The 17,384-nt window shown below is 74.0% G+C and carries 16 protein-coding genes and 2 tRNA genes; 11 read left to right on the forward strand and 7 right to left on the reverse strand.

Features of this window, described 5'->3' with window-relative positions:
- Positions 1-77 precede the first annotated feature (77 nt).
- From QC029_RS14180 to QC029_RS14200, 5 genes are all read right to left on the reverse strand, one after another.
- Positions 78-1,553: an FGGY family carbohydrate kinase gene (locus QC029_RS14180; RefSeq protein WP_279555990.1), complete on the reverse strand. Its 1,476-nt coding sequence runs from the start codon at positions 1,551-1,553 to the stop codon at positions 78-80.
- Positions 1,554-1,596: 43 nt separating this feature from the next.
- Entirely contained in the window at positions 1,597-2,853 is a 1,257-nt protein-coding gene (locus QC029_RS14185; protein ID WP_279555991.1) for a cation:proton antiporter, read from the reverse strand.
- Positions 2,854-2,855: 2 nt separating this feature from the next.
- Positions 2,856-3,329, reverse strand: a complete 474-nt coding sequence (locus QC029_RS14190) for a cation:proton antiporter regulatory subunit (RefSeq protein ID WP_279555992.1) — start codon at positions 3,327-3,329, stop codon at positions 2,856-2,858.
- Between the two features lie 589 nt (positions 3,330-3,918).
- Positions 3,919-3,992, reverse strand: a tRNA-Ile gene (locus QC029_RS14195).
- A gap of 202 nt (positions 3,993-4,194) precedes the next feature.
- Positions 4,195-4,267, reverse strand: a tRNA-Asn gene (locus QC029_RS14200).
- A 199-nt stretch (positions 4,268-4,466) separates the two neighbouring features.
- Between QC029_RS14200 and QC029_RS14205 the strand changes: the two genes are divergently transcribed.
- On the forward strand, positions 4,467-4,778 hold the full coding sequence (locus QC029_RS14205) for a YtxH domain-containing protein (RefSeq protein WP_279555993.1): 312 nt from the start codon (positions 4,467-4,469) through the stop codon (positions 4,776-4,778).
- 18 nt (positions 4,779-4,796) lie between these two features.
- Here the strand turns inward: QC029_RS14205 and ligD are convergent, their stop codons facing one another.
- Complete coding sequence (gene ligD / locus QC029_RS14210; protein ID WP_279555994.1) at positions 4,797-5,690, reverse strand: non-homologous end-joining DNA ligase; 894 nt, start codon at positions 5,688-5,690, stop codon at positions 4,797-4,799.
- Positions 5,691-5,925: 235 nt separating this feature from the next.
- Here ligD and QC029_RS14215 point away from each other — a divergent pair, with 235 nt between their 5' ends.
- The 3 genes from QC029_RS14215 to QC029_RS14225 all read left to right on the forward strand — a co-directional run bounded on the left by QC029_RS14215 (position 5,926) and on the right by QC029_RS14225 (position 8,776).
- Positions 5,926-6,705, forward strand: a complete 780-nt coding sequence (locus QC029_RS14215) for an IclR family transcriptional regulator (protein WP_279555995.1) — start codon at positions 5,926-5,928, stop codon at positions 6,703-6,705.
- 53 nt (positions 6,706-6,758) lie between these two features.
- Positions 6,759-7,625 (forward strand): SMP-30/gluconolactonase/LRE family protein, encoded by an 867-nt coding sequence (locus QC029_RS14220; RefSeq protein WP_279555996.1) that lies wholly within the window; start codon positions 6,759-6,761, stop codon positions 7,623-7,625.
- Positions 7,626-7,774: 149 nt separating this feature from the next.
- The gene (locus QC029_RS14225; RefSeq protein ID WP_279555997.1) at positions 7,775-8,776 is read left to right on the forward strand and encodes a hypothetical protein; all 1,002 of its coding nucleotides are present in this window, start codon (positions 7,775-7,777) and stop codon (positions 8,774-8,776) included.
- A gap of 40 nt (positions 8,777-8,816) precedes the next feature.
- On the opposite strand, the gene QC029_RS14230 is transcribed toward QC029_RS14225, so the two are convergent.
- Entirely contained in the window at positions 8,817-9,272 is a 456-nt protein-coding gene (locus tag QC029_RS14230) for a MarR family winged helix-turn-helix transcriptional regulator (RefSeq protein WP_279555998.1), read from the reverse strand.
- A gap of 83 nt (positions 9,273-9,355) precedes the next feature.
- On the opposite strand from QC029_RS14230, the gene QC029_RS14235 reads away from it, so the two are divergent.
- The 7 genes from QC029_RS14235 to QC029_RS14265 all read left to right on the forward strand — a co-directional run bounded on the left by QC029_RS14235 (position 9,356) and on the right by QC029_RS14265 (position 17,314).
- A complete protein-coding gene (locus QC029_RS14235; protein WP_279555999.1) occupies positions 9,356-10,399 on the forward strand; it encodes an NADP-dependent oxidoreductase in 1,044 nt (347 codons plus the stop codon).
- A gap of 65 nt (positions 10,400-10,464) precedes the next feature.
- Complete coding sequence (locus tag QC029_RS14240) at positions 10,465-10,893, forward strand: organic hydroperoxide resistance protein (protein ID WP_279556000.1); 429 nt, start codon at positions 10,465-10,467, stop codon at positions 10,891-10,893.
- Between the two features lie 294 nt (positions 10,894-11,187).
- Entirely contained in the window at positions 11,188-12,543 is a 1,356-nt protein-coding gene (locus QC029_RS14245; protein ID WP_279556001.1) for an extracellular solute-binding protein, read from the forward strand.
- Positions 12,540-13,499 carry a carbohydrate ABC transporter permease gene (locus QC029_RS14250; protein WP_279556002.1) on the forward strand — a complete coding sequence of 320 codons (960 nt, stop codon included), beginning with the start codon at positions 12,540-12,542 and terminating at the stop codon, positions 13,497-13,499. Before QC029_RS14245 ends, QC029_RS14250 begins: the two co-directional genes overlap by 4 nt.
- 119 nt (positions 13,500-13,618) lie before the next feature.
- Positions 13,619-14,416, forward strand: a complete 798-nt coding sequence (locus tag QC029_RS14255; RefSeq protein WP_279556026.1) for a carbohydrate ABC transporter permease — start codon at positions 13,619-13,621, stop codon at positions 14,414-14,416.
- A 355-nt stretch (positions 14,417-14,771) separates the two neighbouring features.
- On the forward strand, positions 14,772-15,698 hold the full coding sequence (locus tag QC029_RS14260; RefSeq protein WP_279556027.1) for an arabinan endo-1,5-alpha-L-arabinosidase: 927 nt from the start codon (positions 14,772-14,774) through the stop codon (positions 15,696-15,698).
- Positions 15,699-15,799: 101 nt separating this feature from the next.
- Positions 15,800-17,314, forward strand: a complete 1,515-nt coding sequence (locus QC029_RS14265; RefSeq protein ID WP_279556003.1) for an alpha-N-arabinofuranosidase — start codon at positions 15,800-15,802, stop codon at positions 17,312-17,314.
- The last annotated feature ends 70 nt before the right edge of the window (positions 17,315-17,384 follow it).

Below are 17,384 nucleotides of genomic sequence, written 5' to 3' on the forward strand. Positions count from 1 at the left end.
CCCGGCCCCACCGCCCGGCTCCACCACCCGTTCCGCCCGGACGGCCGGGCCCGCCGCGGAGCCCGGCCCCCGCCGGCTCAGCCGAACGCCCCCGGGTGCGTCTGCTCCCGCACCGTCACGTACTGCTGCCGCACCGCCTGGCCCACCGCCAGCTCCTCGCCCGGTTCGAGGACCAGGCCGGAGGGGGCGGGCCACACCGGGGGCTGCCGCGGCGAGAGCGCGCCCCGGGCCACGCCCAGAGCCCAGGCCGCCTGGCGGGCGGCGCCCAGCGCCGTGTAGTCGGCGGGCTGCGGGACCACGATCTGCGCGCCCAGCAGGGCCGGTGCGATCGCCTGCACCGCCGGCAGCTCGGCCGCGGGCCCCAGCAGGAAGACCCGGTTGACCGCCACGCCCCGGCCGCGCAGCACGTCGAGGGCGTCGGCGAGCCCGCACAGCATGCCCTCGAAGGCGGCGCGCGCCAGGTGCTCCGGCTTCATGCTCTCGCGCCGCAGCCCGGCCAGCGTCCCCGCGGTGTGCGGCAGGTCGGGGGTGCGCTCGCCCTCCAGATAGGGCAGCAGCACCAGCCCGTGGGAGCCCGGCGTGGACGTCAGCGCCAGCTCCGACAGCCCCTCCAGGGAGGTGCCCAGCAGATCGGCCGCGCCGCGCAGCGCCCGGACGGCGTTGAGGGTGTGCACCACCGGCAGGTGCATGCCGGTGGCGTCGGCGAGCGAGGTGATCGTCCCGGTCGGCTCGGCCAGCGCCTGGTGGTGCACGGAGAAGACCGAACCGGACGCCCCCAGCGAGACCACCGCGTCGCCGAGCCCGACGCCCAGCCCGAAGGCCGCGGCCATCGTCTCGCCCGTGCCGGCCGAGATCAGCAGTCCCTCCGGGGTGTGGCCGGCGGGCTCGGCCGGGCCGAGCACCTCCGGCAGCTTCACCCGGTGGCCCAGCGCCAGTTCGGCCAGGTCCGACCGCCAGGACTCGGTGGCGGCCGACCAGTAGCCGGTCCCCGAGGCGTCGCCGCGGTCGGTGGTGCGGCGCGGCGGGCGGCCCAGCAGTTGCCACACCAGCCAGTCGTGCGGCTGGAGCACCTCGGCCACGCGCCGCGCCGCCTCCGGCTCGTGCCGGGCCAGCCAGCGCAGCTTCGCCACCGGCTGCGCCGCCTGCGGCACGGCGCCCACCGCCTGGGCCCACGCCTCGCGTCCGCCGAGGGCGTCGACGAGGTCGGCCGCCGCGGTCTGCGCGCGCCGGTCGTTGCCGACCAGCGCGGGCCGTACGGGGCTGCCGGCCTCGTCGAGCGCGACCAGCCCGTTCTGCTGCGCCGAGACGCCGATCGCCTGGACGCCCTCCAGCACCCCGCCGGCCGCGGCCTCGCCGAGCGAGAGCAGCCACGCCTGCGGGTCGGTCTCGGTGCGCTTCCCCCCGGCCGGCGCGGCCCCGTCCTCCCCGCCGTCCGCGCCCTCCGGCACGGGATGCGGGGCGTGTCCCCGTCTGATGACGGCACCGGTGTCGGTGTCGCAGACGACGATGCGGGTGTACTCGGACGAACTGTCCAGGCCGGCGACTATCCCCATGCAGGAGATGATGCCTCACCGGCGGCCGGGGGGCTCCCCGGCCCTACGGCTTCGAGGGGGAGTCCGCGCGGGCCGCCGTGTCGGAGGGGGCCGCGGGCTCCTCCGGCAGCACGGCGGGCTTCCCGGACGCGCCGGAGGAGGACGGCACCAGCCGCGGCATCAGGGCCATGACCGCGGGCTCGGTCCAGCGGGCGGCCAGCGGGCCGATGATCACCATCAGCAGGACGTACGCGGTGGCCAGCGGCCGGATCTCGGCGGCGACCCCGGCCGCCAGCCCGGCGATGACGATGGAGAACTCGCCGCGCGCCACCAGCGCGCCGCCCGCGCGCAGCCGGCCCTTGGGGCTGATGCGCGCGCGCCGCGCCGCGTACCAGCCGGTGGCGACCTTGGTGACGACGGTCACCGCGGCCAGGATCAGCGCGGGCACCAGCACCGGCGGGATGTTCGACGGATCGGTGGACAGGCCGAAGAAGACGAAGAAGACCGCGGCGAACAGGTCGCGCAGCGGAGCGAACAGCCGGTGGGCGCTCTCGGCGACCTCCCCCGACAGCGCGATGCCGACGAGGAACGCGCCGACCGCCGCCGAGACGTGCAGCTGCTGGGCGATCCCGGCGATCAGGACGGTGAGCCCCAGCACCACCAGCAGCAGCAGTTCGGGGTTGTCGGAGGAGACGGCCTTGCTGATCAGCCGGCCGTGGCGCAGCGCGACGTAGAGGACGACCCCCACGGTGCCCAGGGCGACGGCCAGGCTGATGCTGCCGCCCATCAGGCCGACGCCGGCCAGCAGGGTCGTCAGGATCGGCAGGTAGACCGCCATCGCCAGGTCCTCCATGACGAGGACGCCCAGGACGACCGGTGTCTCGCGGTTGCCGAGCCGTCCCAGGTCGGTGAGGACCTTGGCGATGACGCCCGAGGAGGAGATCCAGGTGACGCCGGCCAGCGCCACGGCGGCCACCGGCCCCCAGCCCAGGGCGAGGGCGGCGACGGCTCCGGGAGTGGCGTTGAGCACGAAGTCGACCAGTCCGGACGGGTACTGGGTCTTGAGGTTGTCGACGAGCTCGGAGGCGCTGTACTCCAGGCCCAGCAGGAGCAGCAGCAGGATCACGCCGATCTCCGCGCCGATCGCGATGAACTCCTCGCTGGCGCTGAGCTCGAAGATGCCGCCGTGCCCGAAGGCGAGGCCCGCCAGCAGGTAGAGGGGGATGGCCGAGAGCCCGATCCGCCCGGCGAAGCGGCCGATGATCCCCAGGCCGAGGATGATGGCGCCCAGTTCGATGAGCAGCATGGTGGTGTCGTGCATGCTCAGCCCCCCGCGATGATCTGGGCGAGTTCCTCGACGCCCTCGCGGGTGCCCACGACCACGAGGACGTCACCCGCCTCCAGCCTGAAGTCCGGCCCCGGGGCCGGGTGCGGCGCGGTGCGCCGCAGCACCGCGACGATGGACGCGCCGGTGCGGGTCCGGGCGCGGGTGTCGCCCAGCGGCCGCCCCCGGTACGGGGACTTGGCGGCCACCGGGATCCGCACGGTGGCCAGGTCCAGCTCGCCCATGGCCAGGTCCGGGGTCTCCGGGGCGGGCGCGATCAGGGCGCCGAGGGAGGCGGCCTCGTCGGCGTCGAGCGGGAAGGACGCCTGGCACCTGTCGGGGTCCTCGGGATCGTAGAAGCCCAGGAAGCGCCGCCCGTCCTGGTGGACGACGACCGACAGGTGCCGCCCGGAGCGGGTGGTGACGTCGTACTGGACACCGACTCCCGGAAGCGATGTGCGTTTCATGGACATGGCTCTCTCCCCCTGGAACGGATCGGGCGGGGCCCCGGACCGGCGGCGTCGGCGGGAGAGCCCCTCGGGCGAAGCGAGGGCAAGTTTCGCACAGGGGGCTCTCCGCGGTCGGCGCGTGTGCGCGCACGACCTGCGCGGATCCGCCGCGCTCCCGCCACCGGGCCCGCCGCGGGGACGGCCGGGTGCCGGTCGTCGGCGAACTCGTCCGAGGTCTCCGGGGCGACGGTGGCGAGCCGTGCGCCCGTGCGCCGCTCCCCGTGCGGACGGGGGAGTCGGGCCGGTGCGGTTCCCGCGGCCGGCGCCGCGCGGTTCCGTGGCGCCGACCGGCTCCTGGGCACCGGCTTCGACGGGGACTTGCGGATCACTCCGCTCGGCGAGCGGATCGAGGATCTGATCGACCCGCTCGGCGGCCCGGCGCCCGGCGCCCGACTCCCCGGCGAACGCCGTCCCACCCGGCCGGCGGTGTACGGGCCGTTCCGGGTGACGGGACCGGACCAGAAGGGAGGGGAAGGGGGGGAGGGCGAGCGCGGCCACGGACGGCGCGGAAGCGTTCCGGCCGACGCCGGAACGTTCCCCCCGGCTCGGTGAGTGGGGCGGGTGGGACTCGAACCCACGGCCGACGGATTATGAGTCCGCTGCTCTAACCGGCTGAGCTACCGCCCCGGGACGGCGCGCCACGCACATCTGTGCGCGCCGTCTGCCGCAGCATAGCCGCTCATACGATCTCCCGCCCGTGCCGGGGGGAGGCGGGGGCCGGTGAGGGCCGTGATCACGGGCCGGAGGCCCGTCGCCGGAACGGAGCAGGCGTTCCGGCAGGCCACCGGGCACACGAAGAAGGGCCCCTCGCGGGGCCCTTCTCCTCCTGCTCCCCCGACTGGACTCGAACCAGTAACCTGCCGGTTAACAGCCGGCTGCTCTGCCAATTGAGCTACAGGGGACTGCTGCTTGGAGTCGCCCATTCCGGTTTCCCGGGGGCGCTCCCTGCTGGCGAGGAATACAGTAGCGCATGCCGGGGGGTGCTCTGAAATCGGTATTCGCGGCGCGCCTCGGGGGTACGCGGGGGATGTCCGCCGCAGACCGACAGGGCGCGCCCGCGGGCCGGGCCGCGCCGGGAGAGACCTGAGAAAGGGTGGAGCCATGCGCTACCGGCTCACGTTCGTCGTAGGAGTTGCCGTCGGGTACGTGTTCGGCACGCGGGCCGGGCGGGAGAAGTACGAGCAGCTGCGCAAGTCGGCCCGGCAGTTCGCCGAGAACCCCGCGGTGCGCAACGCCTACGAGTCCGCCACGCACAACGGGCGGGAGATGGCCACCAAGGCGCTGGGCACGGTGTCCGGGCGGGTGGGCGACCGTCTGCCCGGCTCGGTCTCCGACAAGGTGCGCACGCTGCGCGGCCGCCGCGTCGAGCAGCGCACGCCGTTCGACGACGGCTGGGGCACCGGCAACGCCTGACGCCCGCTCCGGCGGCCGTCAGCGGCCGTCCGGCAGCCGCCCCGCGCGGGAGGGGTCGAGGAGGGGGCCGAGCAGATCGCCGTGCCGGTCCAGCCGGGAGGCCAGGTCGCCGGCCGGGAAGACGAGGTCGCCGGGTTGTTCGCAACCGGCGACCTCGTCCCATGTCACCGGGGTGGAGACGGTCGGCCGGGGCCGTGCGCGCAGGGTGTACGGGGCGGCGGTGGTGCGCGTCCACAGGTTCTGGCTGTGGTCGACGAAGACCCGGCCCCCGCGCAGCCGCCGGGGCACCTGGTGCACGACGAGGTCCGGCAGCTCCCCGGCCGCCTCGCGGGCCAGCCGCTCCGCGTAACCGGCCACCGCCTCGGAGTCGGTGGGCCGCAGCGGGGCGAGCACGTGCAGCCCCTTGGAGCCGGAGGTCTTGGCGTACGAGGGCAGGCCGTCGCGCTCCAGCCGGTCGCGCAGCCACCGGGCGACCGCGCAGCACTCGACGACCGTGGCCGGGGCGCCCGGGTCGAGGTCGAACACCAGCCGGTCGGCCTTCCCCTCCGCCGGGAGCCGCCACTGGGGGGTGTGCAGTTCCAGGGCGGCGAGGTTGGCCGCCCACAGCAGGGTCGGCAGGTCCTGGACGACGACCTGCCGGTCGGTCTTCCCGTCGACGCGGTGCACCTCGCGCACGGTCACCCAGTCCGGTGTGCCGGGCGGCACGTGCTTGGCCATGAACGGCCTGGCCTCCACGCCGCGGGGGGCGCGGACGAAGGACGCCGGGCGGTCGCGGAGGTGGGGCAGGAGCGCGTCGGCGACGGAGGCGTAGTAGTCCACGACGTCGCCCTTGGTGAAGCCGGCGTCGGGGTAGAGGACCTTGTCCAGCCTGGTCAGGTCGATCGTCCGGCCTTCCACGACGGTGTTCGTCATGGAGTACGGGTCCCACGGACGGCGCCGTTCATGCGGGGCGCGGTGCGCCGGGGCCGACGACGGAACCGGTGACGGCGCCGACGAGTGGGACCGGTGACGGCGCCGGGCGCGGGCCGTTGCCGGGCGGTTCGGGGTGCGGCTAGCCTGTGTTCGTGATTCCGGTCATCCTTCGGAATCTCGAACGACAGGGGGTTCCGGTGGGGCCGGGGCCGCGGGGGAGAAGGGGAGGACGGCGATGGGGCGTCTCGTACCGGCCGTGACCAGGGCTCTCGACATACTGGAACTCTTCCTCGACGGGGACGGAGTCCTGTCGGCGCCGGAGATCACGCGGAAGCTGGGCCTCCCCCGCACCACCGTCCACGAGCTGGTGACCACCCTGGCCGCGCGCTCGTATCTGGTACCCGTGCCCGAACAGCCCGGACGTTACCGGCTCGGGGTGCGCACCTACCAGCTCGGGAGCCGCTACGCCGAGCAGCTCGACCTCGCGGCCGAGGGGCAGCAGGTGGCCCGGAGCGTCGCCGAGACCTGTGACGAGACGGTGCACGTGGCCATCCTGGAGGGCGCGGACGTCATCTACATCGCCAAGGTGGACAGCACCCACGCGGTCCGCATGGTCTCCGCCGCCGGACGCCGCCTGCCCGCGCACTGCACCTCGGTGGGGAAGATGCTGCTGGCCTCGCTGCCCCAGGACGAACTGGACGCGCGTCTGCCCGGTCCCGGTGACGAGCCGCTGCGGGGGATGACGGCGAACTCCATCACCTCGCCCGGGGAGTTGCGCGAGGCGCTGGCCGAGATCCGGGCGCGCGGAATCGCCGTCGAGCGGCGCGAGTCCAACCCCGACGTGAGCTGCGTGGCCGCGCCCGTGCGCGACGGCACGGGCAGGGTCGTCGCGGCGCTCAGCATCTCGGTGCCCATGATCCGCTGGAGCGAGGAGCGGCGCGCCGAACTGGAGACCCTGGCGGCCAGGGGCGCCGCCGAGCTGTCGTCGCGGCTGGGATACCGGGGCGCGGCGTAGGCGAGCGGACGCGGACGAGCGGACGCCGAGGCAGGAAGAAGGGGCGGGACGGCATGGGTGTGGCAGGGAGACGGGCGCGGCTCGACGTCGCGGTGCGGCAGGGCGCGCTGCTGGGCGAGGGCCCCACGTGGGACGCGGAGCGCGAGCGGCTGCTGTGGGTGGACATCCTGGCGGGCCGGGTGCACACCTACGCCCCGGCCGACGGCCGCCGCACGGTGCTGGCGACCGAGCAGCACGTGGGCGCGGCCAAGCCGCGGGCCGGGGGCGGACTGGTGGTCAACCTCCGCGACGGGGTGGGCCTGTACGACGAGGACGGCTCGTTCTCGTGGCTGCACCGCGAGCCCGTCCCGGGCCGCCGGGGCAACGACGCGGCCGTCGCCCCCGACGGCGCGCTGTGGGCGGGCACGATGGCGTACGACGAGCGCCCGGGCGGGGGAACGCTCAGCCGTGTCGCCCCGGACGGCTCGGCCGTCACGGTCCTGGCGGACGTGACGATCGGCAACGGCACGGGCTGGAGCCCGGACGGGCGGCTGATGTACTTCATCGACACCCCGACCCGCCGTATCGACGTCTTCGACGTCGACGGACCCGAGGTGCTGGGCCGCCGGACACTGGCGCGGATCGAGGAGGGCGCGGGCTTCCCCGACGGGCTGACGGTGGACGCGGACGGCTGCGTCTGGGTCGCCCTGTGGGGCGGCGGCGCGGTCCGGCGGTACACGCCCGACGGCAGGCTGGACCGCACGGTCGCCGTTCCGGCCTCCAACACGACGGCGTGCGCCTTCGGCGGCCCGGGACTGCGGGACCTCTACATCACCACGGCGCGGACGGGCGCCGACCCCGCGACGGAGCCGCTGGCCGGTTCGCTGCTGGTGCTGCCGGGCGCGGGGGAGGGACTGGCGCAGCCGCCCTTCGCCGGTTGACACCGGATCTTCACAGAGGGGCCTTCTCCTGCCCGCGCCCGGCCTCGTACCCTGCGGACTCCATGACCTACTGCGTCACATGCCGTCGGCATCTCAACGGCGCCCTCTCCTGCCCGGGTTGCGGCACACCCAGCCGCAACCTGGCGCCGGTGGACGACCCCGCCTCCGCGCCGTCCGGGCCGGCAGCCCCCGATCCGTACGGCCACGGGCCCGGACCGTACGGTCCGCACGAGGCGTACGGCGCGTACGGCGGTGGTGACGCGTACGGAGACCACGGCGTGCACGGCGGCGGGTACGCGCAGGACGGCGGATACGGCCACCAGGACGGTCATGCGGATATCCGGCAGGACTTCCGGCCGGGCGGGGGCGGCGGCCCCGGCGAGGAGCGCGGTTTCCCCGACGGCGACGCCGATCGCGGGGCCCGCCGGGACTCACCGGACCCGACGGCCCCAGTGGACCCGGAGGACCCGGTGGACGGCGACGCCCGTGGCGCGTACGGCGAGGAAGGCCACGACGCGTACGGCGGTCCGGACGACACTCCGGGCGGGGGGCGCGGGGCGGCCCGCACCGCGCGGCGCGGGCGCCGGGCCCGGTCGCGGACCGGCCGCCGCCGCCGTGCGGCCGTCGTGGGCCTGATGTTCGGCGCCGGGCTGGCCACCCTCGGCGTCACGGAGTTCACCACCGAGGGCGTGCTGAGGGAACTGCCCATCCCCGGTCTCCCCTCGGACGACGAGGCGGACGACGGACCCGGGGGCGGTGACGGCGCTGACGGCGGGAACGGCGGTGACGGCGGCGACGGAGGTGTGGCCGAGCGGTTGCCCGGAGCCGACCGGCCGGGCGCGGGCCCGTCGGGCTCGTCCTCCGCCTCCCCCTCCGCGTCCGGCTCCTCGTCGGCGGAGCCGTCGGAGTCCGCCGGCTCCTCGACGGACCCCTCCGCCACCGCCTCCGCGTCGGCCGACCCCTCCGCCACCGCGGTCGAGAGCGGCAGCGTCACCACGCCTCCCGAGCCCACCACCGGGCCCACCCAGGACCCGGAGCAGCCGCCCCCGACGACGCAGCCCGCCGATCCGCCGCCTCCGCCCCCCGCGGAGCCGGAGCCCGAACCGGAGCCGACGCCCACCTGCGAGCGCTTCCTGTGGTGGTGCGGCTAGACCCGTCCGGGCCGCCGTCCGAGGGGACGCCGGGGATGGCTCAGCCCCCGGAGGCGTCCGGGGAGCCGGAGCCCAGCATGCGCGTGAGCAGGTCGCGCAGGACCGCGCGCTCCACCGGCGTCAGTTCGGCCAGGGGCTCGCGGGCGAAGTCCAGTGACGCGCGCAGCCGTTCGGCCGTCTCGTGGCCCGCCTCGGTGGCGGCGGCGAGCTTGACGCGGCGGTCGGCCGGATCGGGACGCCGCTCGACCAGGCCGCGCGACTCCAGCCGGTCGACGATCCCCGTGACGTTCGACGGCTCGCACTTCAGCCGCCGGGCTATCTCCCGCATGGGCAGGCACTGGTGGTGGAGCAGGGCGAGCAGCCGCGCCTGCGCGCCGGTCAGGGCGTGCCGGGCGGCGGCCTCGTCGTACTCCTGGTGGTAGCGGTTGACGACGGAGCCGATCAGCTCGACGACCTCGAGGGTGAGGGGGTCGGCGGGTGCGGGACGGGTGGCCATGGCCTCAGGATACCGACTTGCTTGACAACATGAAACATCGAGGAGATGGTTGTTTCAGAGTCTGAAGCATCTGGAGGCCCTCCATGACGTCCACCACGCCCACGACGTCCACGAAGCCGCCCGCCACCGGACGCGAGTGGCACCTGGTCGCCCGCCCGAAGGGATGGCCGACGCCGGAGGACTTCGCCCTGCGCGAGGCCCCCGTGCGGGCTCCGGGCCCCGGCCGGATCCTGGTGCGCAACCTGCACCTCTCGGTCGACCCGTACATGCGCGGCAGGATGGACGACGTGAAGTCCTACGTGCCGCCGTTCGAGCTGGACCGTCCGATGGACGGCGGGGCGGTCGGCGTCGTCGTCGCCTCCGAGGCCGAGGGCTTCGCACCGGGCGACCACGTGCTGCACGGCCTGGGCTGGCGCGAGTACGCCACGCTGGACGCGGGGCGCGCGGCGAAGGTCTCCGCCGAACCGGCCCCGCTGACCGCCTACCTCGGGGTGCTCGGCATGCCCGGGCTGACCGCCTACGCCGGACTGCTGGAGGTCGCCTCCTTCAAGGAGGGCGACGCGGTCTTCGTCTCGGGCGCGGCGGGCGCGGTCGGCAGCCAGGTCGGCCAGATCGCCCGCCTCAAGGGCGCCTCGCGCGTCGTCGGCAGCGCCGGTTCGGAGGAGAAGGTCAGGCTCCTCACCGAGGAGTACGGCTTCGACGCCGCCTTCAACTACAAGGACGGGCCGGTGGCCCGGCAGTTGGAGGAGGCCGCGCCGGACGGCATCGACGTCTACTTCGACAACGTCGGCGGGGAGCACCTGGAGGCGGCGATCGGCTCGCTCAGGGTGCACGGCCGTGTCGCCGTCTGCGGGATGATCGCGCAGTACAACGCCACCGAGCCGCCCGCCGCCCCGCGCAACCTCGCGCTCGTCATCGGCAAGCGGCTGAGGATCCAGGGCATGCTCGTGGGCGACCACTCCGACCTGCGGCCGCGGTTCGTCGAGGAGGTCTCGGCCTGGATCCGCTCCGGAGAGCTGAAGTACCACGAGACGGTCGTCGAGGGCATCGAGAACGCGGCGGACGCCTTCCTCGGCATGCTCCGCGGCCGGAACACCGGGAAGATGGTCGTCAGCCTGGACGGCTGACGGACCGCCGCGGCGCGCGCGGTACGCACCGGAACGCAGACACGCACCGACACAGGAGGATCCGTATGCCCGTCCAGCCCATCGACGTGCTCTACACCGCCGTCGCCACCGCCGAGAACGGCCGCGACGGCCGGGTCGCCACCGACGACGGCAAGCTCGACGTCGTCGTCAACCCGCCCAGGGAGATGGGCGGAAGCGGCGACGGGACCAACCCCGAGCAGCTCTTCGCCGCCGGGTTCAGCGCCTGTTTCCAGAGCGCGCTCGGTGTCGTCGCCCGCCGGGAGAAGGCGGACATCTCCGGTTCGACCGTGACCGTGCGGGTCGGACTCGGCAGGACGCGGGACGGCGGCTTCGGGCTCACGGTCGCACTCACCGCCTCCCTGCCGGGCCAGGACCGCGAGACCGCCCTCCAGCTGGTGAAGGAGGCGCACCGGGTGTGCCCGTACTCCCGGGCCACCGAGGGGAACATCGAGGTCACGCTCGACGTCGTCTGACACACCGTCCGATACACCGCCCGACGCGCCGCCTGACGCACAGCCCGACACGGCGTCCGACGCACCTCCCGATACACCGCCCGACACGGCGTCCGACACACAGCCGAAGGCCGCCCCGGCACCGCCGGGGCGGCCTTCGCGTCCGCCCGGCGGACGCCGTCCCCGCGCGTTCCGCCCGGCCCCGTCCGCCGCGGCTGTTTCTGCGCAAAGCATTGACGCGGACGGTGTTCGATCCTACTTTCCCGTTCGGAGATCCGATCAGTATTCGATATTTCGAACATGAGGGTGGATCGTATGCGTCGAACCTCCGCGTCGGAACGCGCCCCCAGCCGCCGGCGGGTGCTCGGCGGCATGGCCGCCCTGGCCGGTCTGACGGCCGCCGGGGCCGCGGGCGCCGCGGGATGCGCCGCCCCCGCCGCCGTGGGCGCGGGCCGCACCCGGCTGCGCTTCTGGCACCTCTTCGGCGGCGGCGACGGGGTCAACATGCAGACGATGCTGGACGCCTACCGCGCGGCACACCCGGAGATCGCCCTCCAGGCCTCCACGCTCCAGTGGGGCGCCCCGTACTACACCAAGCTCGGCATGGCGGGCGCCGGCGGACGGGCCCCCGAGGTGGCCGCCCTGCACCTGGCGAGGCTGCCCGGCTTCGGGCCCGGCAGGCTGCTCGACCCCTTCGACCTCGACCTGCTGGCCGAACACGGCGTCACCGCCGGGGACTTCCCCGCCGACCTGTGGCGGCGCGGTCGGATCGGCGGAGCGCAGTACGCCGTCCCGCTCGACACCCACCCGATGGTCCTCTACTACAACACCGACATCTGCCGGAGGGCCGGACTGCTCGGCAGGGACGGAAAGCTGCGGCCGGTCCGCGGGACCGAGGAGTTCGCCGCCGCGCTGCGCGCCGCCGGAAAGGTCACCGGCAAGCCCGGGCTGGCCGTCGAGACCCTCGGCGCCGGAACCATCGGACCCTGGCGGGTGTTCTCCACCTTCTACTCCCAGACCGGCGGCACCCTGCTGGACGAGACCGCCACCCGCATCACCATCGACGACGGCAAGGCGCTGAAGGTGCTGCGCTTCATGCGGCGGCTCACCGAGGAGGGCCTGGCCCACCGCCGCCTCGACTACAACGGCACGGTCGGGGTCTTCGGCGGCGGGGAGACCGCGTTCCTCCTCAACGGCGAGTGGGAGGTCAGCACCTTCGCCAACCTGGACCTGCCGTTCTCCATGACCCGGGTGCCGAACCTGTTCGGCCGCCCCACCGCCCAGGCCGACTCCCACTGCTTCGTCCTCCCGCACCAGCGCGACCGCGGCGGCGCGGGCAACGAGGCGGCCCACGCCTTCGTCGCCTGGATGCTGAGGAACACCGTCGAGTGGGCCAAGGGCGGCCACGTCCCCGCCTACCTCCCCACCCTGGAGAAGCCCGGCTACCTCGACCTGGAACCCCAGTCCGAGTACCGGTCGGTGATCGACGACGTCGTCCTGGACCCGCCCGCCTGGTTCGCGGGGTCGGCGTCGGCGATGTGGATCGAACTCGGCGCGGTCCTCTCCGGGGTGCTCACCGGCTCCCGTACGCCCCAGGAGGCCCTCGACGAGGCCAGGTCCCGGCTCCAGGCCCTGCTCGACACCCCCAACCCGCTCGGAGGCGACGCATGACCGCGACCGCGCCCACCGCCCCGGCGCCGCCGGCCCGGGCAGCCGTCCGCGCCGGGACCCGGTCCCCGGCCGTACGCCGCCGCTGGACCGAGCACGGCCTGGTCTTCACCGCGCCCTTCCTGGTCCTGTACGCCCTCTTCCTCGTCTGGCCGGTGCTGCTGGGCCTGAAGATGAGCCTGGGCGACGACAACATCGCCGGCACCGACAGCCGGTTCGTCGGCCTGGACAACTACGCCGAGGCCCTGCGGGACCCCGAGGTGTGGTCGTCGCTGTGGCACACGGTGTGGTTCACGCTGCTGTCCACCGTGCCCCTGGTCGTCGCGGGCCTGGTCCTCGCCCTGCTCGCGCACCACCTGCGGGTGGTCCAGTGGCTGTGGCGGCTGAGCTGGTTCACGCCGTTCCTGCTGCCGTCGGGCGTCGTCGGCCTGCTGTGGCTGTGGATGATCTACCCCTCCGACTTCGGTCTGGCCGACCTGCTGCTGAAGTCCCTCGGCCTCGACCCGGGCATCGGCTGGCTGACCGACACCCGCTACGCGATGCTCTCGATCGTCCTGACCACCGTGTGGTGGACGGTCGGCTTCAACTTCCTGCTCTACCTCGCCGCGCTCCAGGCCATCCCGCAGCACCTGTACGAGGCCGCCGAACTGGACGGCGCCGGCGCCTGGCACCGGCTGAGGCACATCACCCTGCCGATGCTCAGCCGCACCACCGCGGTGGTGGTCGTCCTCCAGCTCCTCGCCTCGCTGAAGATCTTCGACCAGGTCTACATCATGACCGGCGGCGGGCCGGACGAGAGCACCCGCCCGATCCTGCAGTACGTCTACGACGCGGGGTTCACCGGCTACCGGATCGGCTACGCCTCGGCCGTCTCCTACGTCTTCTTCGCCCTGATCGTGATCGTCTCGCTGATCCACCTGCGGATGACCCGCCGCTCCCGTGAGGAGGCCGCCAAGTGAGCGCGACCGTGAAGGCCGTACCGGCCGTGACCCCGGACGCCGCGCCGGACACCGCACCGGCCGCGGGGCCGGGCGCCGGAGCCGGGCGCCGGCCGCGCTGGACCCCGGGCCGCGTCGGGATGCTCGCCGCCGCGCTCGTCCTGGCGGCGCTGTGGGTGCTGCCGCTCGCCTGGGCGGTGGCCACCTCGCTCAAGCCCGAGAACGAGACGACGCGCACCTCGCTGGAGTGGATCGGCTCGCGGATCACCTTCGACGCGTACGAGAAGGTGTGGGCCTCCGGGGACCTGGCGCGGTGGATGGTCAACTCCGCCTACATCTCGGCCGTGACGACCGCGCTGACCGTCCTGACCTGCGCCATGGCCGCCTACGGCTTCTCGCGCACCGAGTTCCGCGGCCGCAGGGCGCTCTACGGGCTCGTCCTGGCCGGGATCATGGTGCCGCCCCAGGTGCTCATCGCCCCGCTGTTCGCCGAGATGGTCTCCCTCGGGCTGGTCGACACCTACTGGGGGGTGATCCTCCCCCAGGTCGCCGTCCCGGCCATGGTGTTCATCCTGGTGAAGTTCTTCGAGGGGGTGCCCAGGGAACTGGAGGAGGCCGCCTTCGTCGACGGCGCGGGACGCTGGCGGGTGTTCTGGACGGTCGTCGTACCGCTGTCGCGGCCGGTCCTGGCGGCCGTCGCCATCTTCACCTTCATCCAGACCTGGAACAACTTCCTGTGGCCGTTCCTGGTGACCACCGACCCGAACGCGATGACGCTCCCGGTCGGCCTGGTCAACGTCCAGTCCACCTACGGCGCCCGCTACGCCCAGGTGATGGCTTCGCTGGTGATCGCCGGGCTGCCGCTGCTGCTGGTCTTCGCCTTCTTCCAGCGGCAGATCGTCCGCGGTGTCGCCCACACCGGGCTGGCGGGGCAGTGACGGCGCGCCGGCCCCGGGTCCGCGCGGCGGATCCGGGCCCCCCGGGGGCACGGACGCCACCGGCGGCGCCGCGGCGACCGCACCGAACACGGCGGCGTGTTCCACCCCGAGCACGGGGGCTCCCTCCCGCGGGCCGCCGAGGAGGTCCCGGGAGAACCCCGCGACCGGCGGCGAACCCGAGCACGGGTGGGACGGCCGTCGGTCCCCCTGGCAGCAGACACGCGAGGAGGTTCCGAAAGTCATGAGTCCGGGCCGGTTACCGAAAGACCTTCGAAGGAGTCCCATGGACAGTCGTTCGTACCGCCGCACCCCCGTCCGCCGACGCGCGACGGTGCTGGCCGCGGTCCTGCTGGGCATGCTCGTGGCCCTCGTCCCCGGCAGCGCCTCCGCCTACCCGGGCCCCGGCCGGGTGACCGGCGACGTCTCCGTCCACGACCCGTCGATGGTCCGCCTCGACGACGGGCGCTACATCCTCTACTCCACCCACAACGGGCCCCAGGCCCGGATCTCCACCGACCGGGTCCACTTCACCCACGCCGGGGCGGCCTTCCCCAACCCGCCCTCCTGGTGGACCCAGTACTCGCCCGAGCGCAGCCCCTGGGCCCCGGACGTCTCCAAGCACAACGGCCGGTACTGGCTGTACTACTCCCTCTCCACCTTCGGCTCCAACCACTCCGCCATCGGCCTGGCCACCAGCCCCAGCGGGCTGCCCGGCACCTGGACCGACCACGGCCGGGTGTACTCCACCACCTCCGGCTCGAACCACAACGCCATCGACCCCAACCTGTTCGTGGACAGCGACGGGACGTGGTGGATGACCTTCGGGTCCTGGTGGTCGGGGATCAAGATGATCCGGCTCGACCCGTCCACCGGCAAGCAGCACTCCGGCGACCGCACCCTGTACTCCCTCGCCGCCCGCAACCCCACCAGCAACGGCATCGAGGGACCGACCCTGGTCAAGCGCGGCGGTCACTACTACCTGTTCGCGTCCTTCGACAAGTGCTGCGCCGGCACCGACAGCACCTACAGCATCCGCGTCGGCCGCTCCACCAGCCCCACCGGGCCGTTCCGCGACCGCGGCGGAGCGGACATGCGCAACAACGGCGGCACGGTCGTCCTGGAGACCCACGGCCGGGTCGTCGGCCCCGGCGGCCAGTCCGTCCTCGCCGACGTCGACGGGGACCTGCTCGTCTACCACTACTACGACCGCGACAACAACGGCTCGCCCACCCTCGGCGTCAACCTGCTGGACTGGAGCGGCGGCTGGCCGGTGGCCTACTGAGCCGTCTTCCTGAAACCTTTCACCCCGGCGGGGCCCCTCGGGGCCCCGCCTCCCGGTCATCCCGGACACCCATCCCGGACAGTCCCCGACGGAAGGAATCCATGAGCACCGCCAAGCCCGCCCCCGCCCGGTTCACCCTCGACCCCGCCTTCACCGTCGGCGAGGTCGACCCCCGGCTGTTCGGCTCCTTCGTGGAGCACCTCGGCCGCTGCGTCTACACGGGCGTCTTCGAACCCGGGCACCCCTCCGCCGACGACCGGGGGCTCCGCACCGACGTCCTGGAACTGGTCCGCGAACTGGGCGTCACCGCCATCCGCTACCCCGGCGGGAACTTCGTCTCCGGCTACCGCTGGGAGGACAGCGTCGGCCCGGCCGAGCAGCGCCCCCGCCGCCTCGACGCCGCCTGGCGGTCGGTGGAGTCCAACCGCTTCGGCCTGGCCGAGTACGTCGACCTCGTCCGCAAGGTCGGCGGCGAGCCCATGATGGCCGTCAACCTCGGCACCCGCGGCGTCCAGGAGGCCCGGGAACTGCTGGAGTACGCCAACCACCCCGGCGGCACCGCCCTGTCCGACCTGCGCGCCGCCCACGGTGACAAGGAGCCCTACGGCATCCGGCTGTGGTGCCTGGGCAACGAGATGGACGGGCCCTGGCAGACCGGCCACAAGACCGCCGCCGAGTACGGCCGGCTGGCCGCCGAGACCGCCCGCGCCATGCGCCAGCTCGACGACTCCCTCGAACTGGTCGCCTGCGGCAGCTCCGGGCAGTCGATGGAGACCTTCGCCGCCTGGGAGGCCACCGTCCTGGCCGAGACCTACGACGTCGTGGACCACATCTCCCTGCACGCCTACTACGAGGAGGAGGACGGCGACCGCGACTCCTTCCTGGCCTCGGCCGTGGACATGGAGTCCTTCATCGAGAACGTCGTCGCCACCTGCGACCACGTCGGGGCCCGGCTGAAGTCCTCCAAGCGCATCAACCTCTCCTTCGACGAGTGGAACGTCTGGTACCAGCGGCGCTTCCAGGCCCAGCCCCTGCCCGACTGGGAGGAGGCCCCCCGGCTGCTGGAGGACAACTACTCCGTCACCGACGCCGTCGTCTTCGGCTCCCTGCTCATCGCCCTGCTGCGCCACGCCGACCGGGTGACCGTCGCCTGCCTGGCCCAGCTCGTCAACGTCATCGCCCCGATCATGACCGAGCCCGGCGGCCCGGCCTGGCGGCAGACCACCTTCTTCCCCTTCGCCCAGGCCTCCCGGTACGGCCGCGGGCGGGTGCTGGACGTACGGGTGCAGGCGCCGACGTACACCACCGCGAAGTACGGCGAGGTGCCGCTGCTGCACGCCACCGCCGTACGGGACGAGACCACCGGCGCCGTCACCGTCTTCGCCGTCAACCGGTCCCGGCACGGCGCCCTGCCGCTGGAGGCGGCCCTGCACGGGCTGGACCTGGAGCGGGTCGCCGAGCACAGCGTGCTGGCCGACGCCGACCCCGAGGCCCGCAACACCCTCGCCGACCCCGAGAGGGTCGTCCCCCACCGGGGCGAGGGCACCGAGCTGGCCGGCGGGGTGCTGCGCGCGACCCTGGAGCCGATGTCGTGGAACGTGATCCGGCTGGTGTGAGCCCCTGAGGGGCGCCGCGGGAAGCACCGCGGCGGGGGCGGCCCCCGTGGGACCGCCCCCGCCGCGCGCG

Origin of the sequence: Streptomyces sp. DH37 (assembly GCF_029813835.1) — a bacterium.
In the GTDB taxonomy this organism is placed as follows: Bacteria; Actinomycetota; Actinomycetes; order Streptomycetales; family Streptomycetaceae; genus Streptomyces.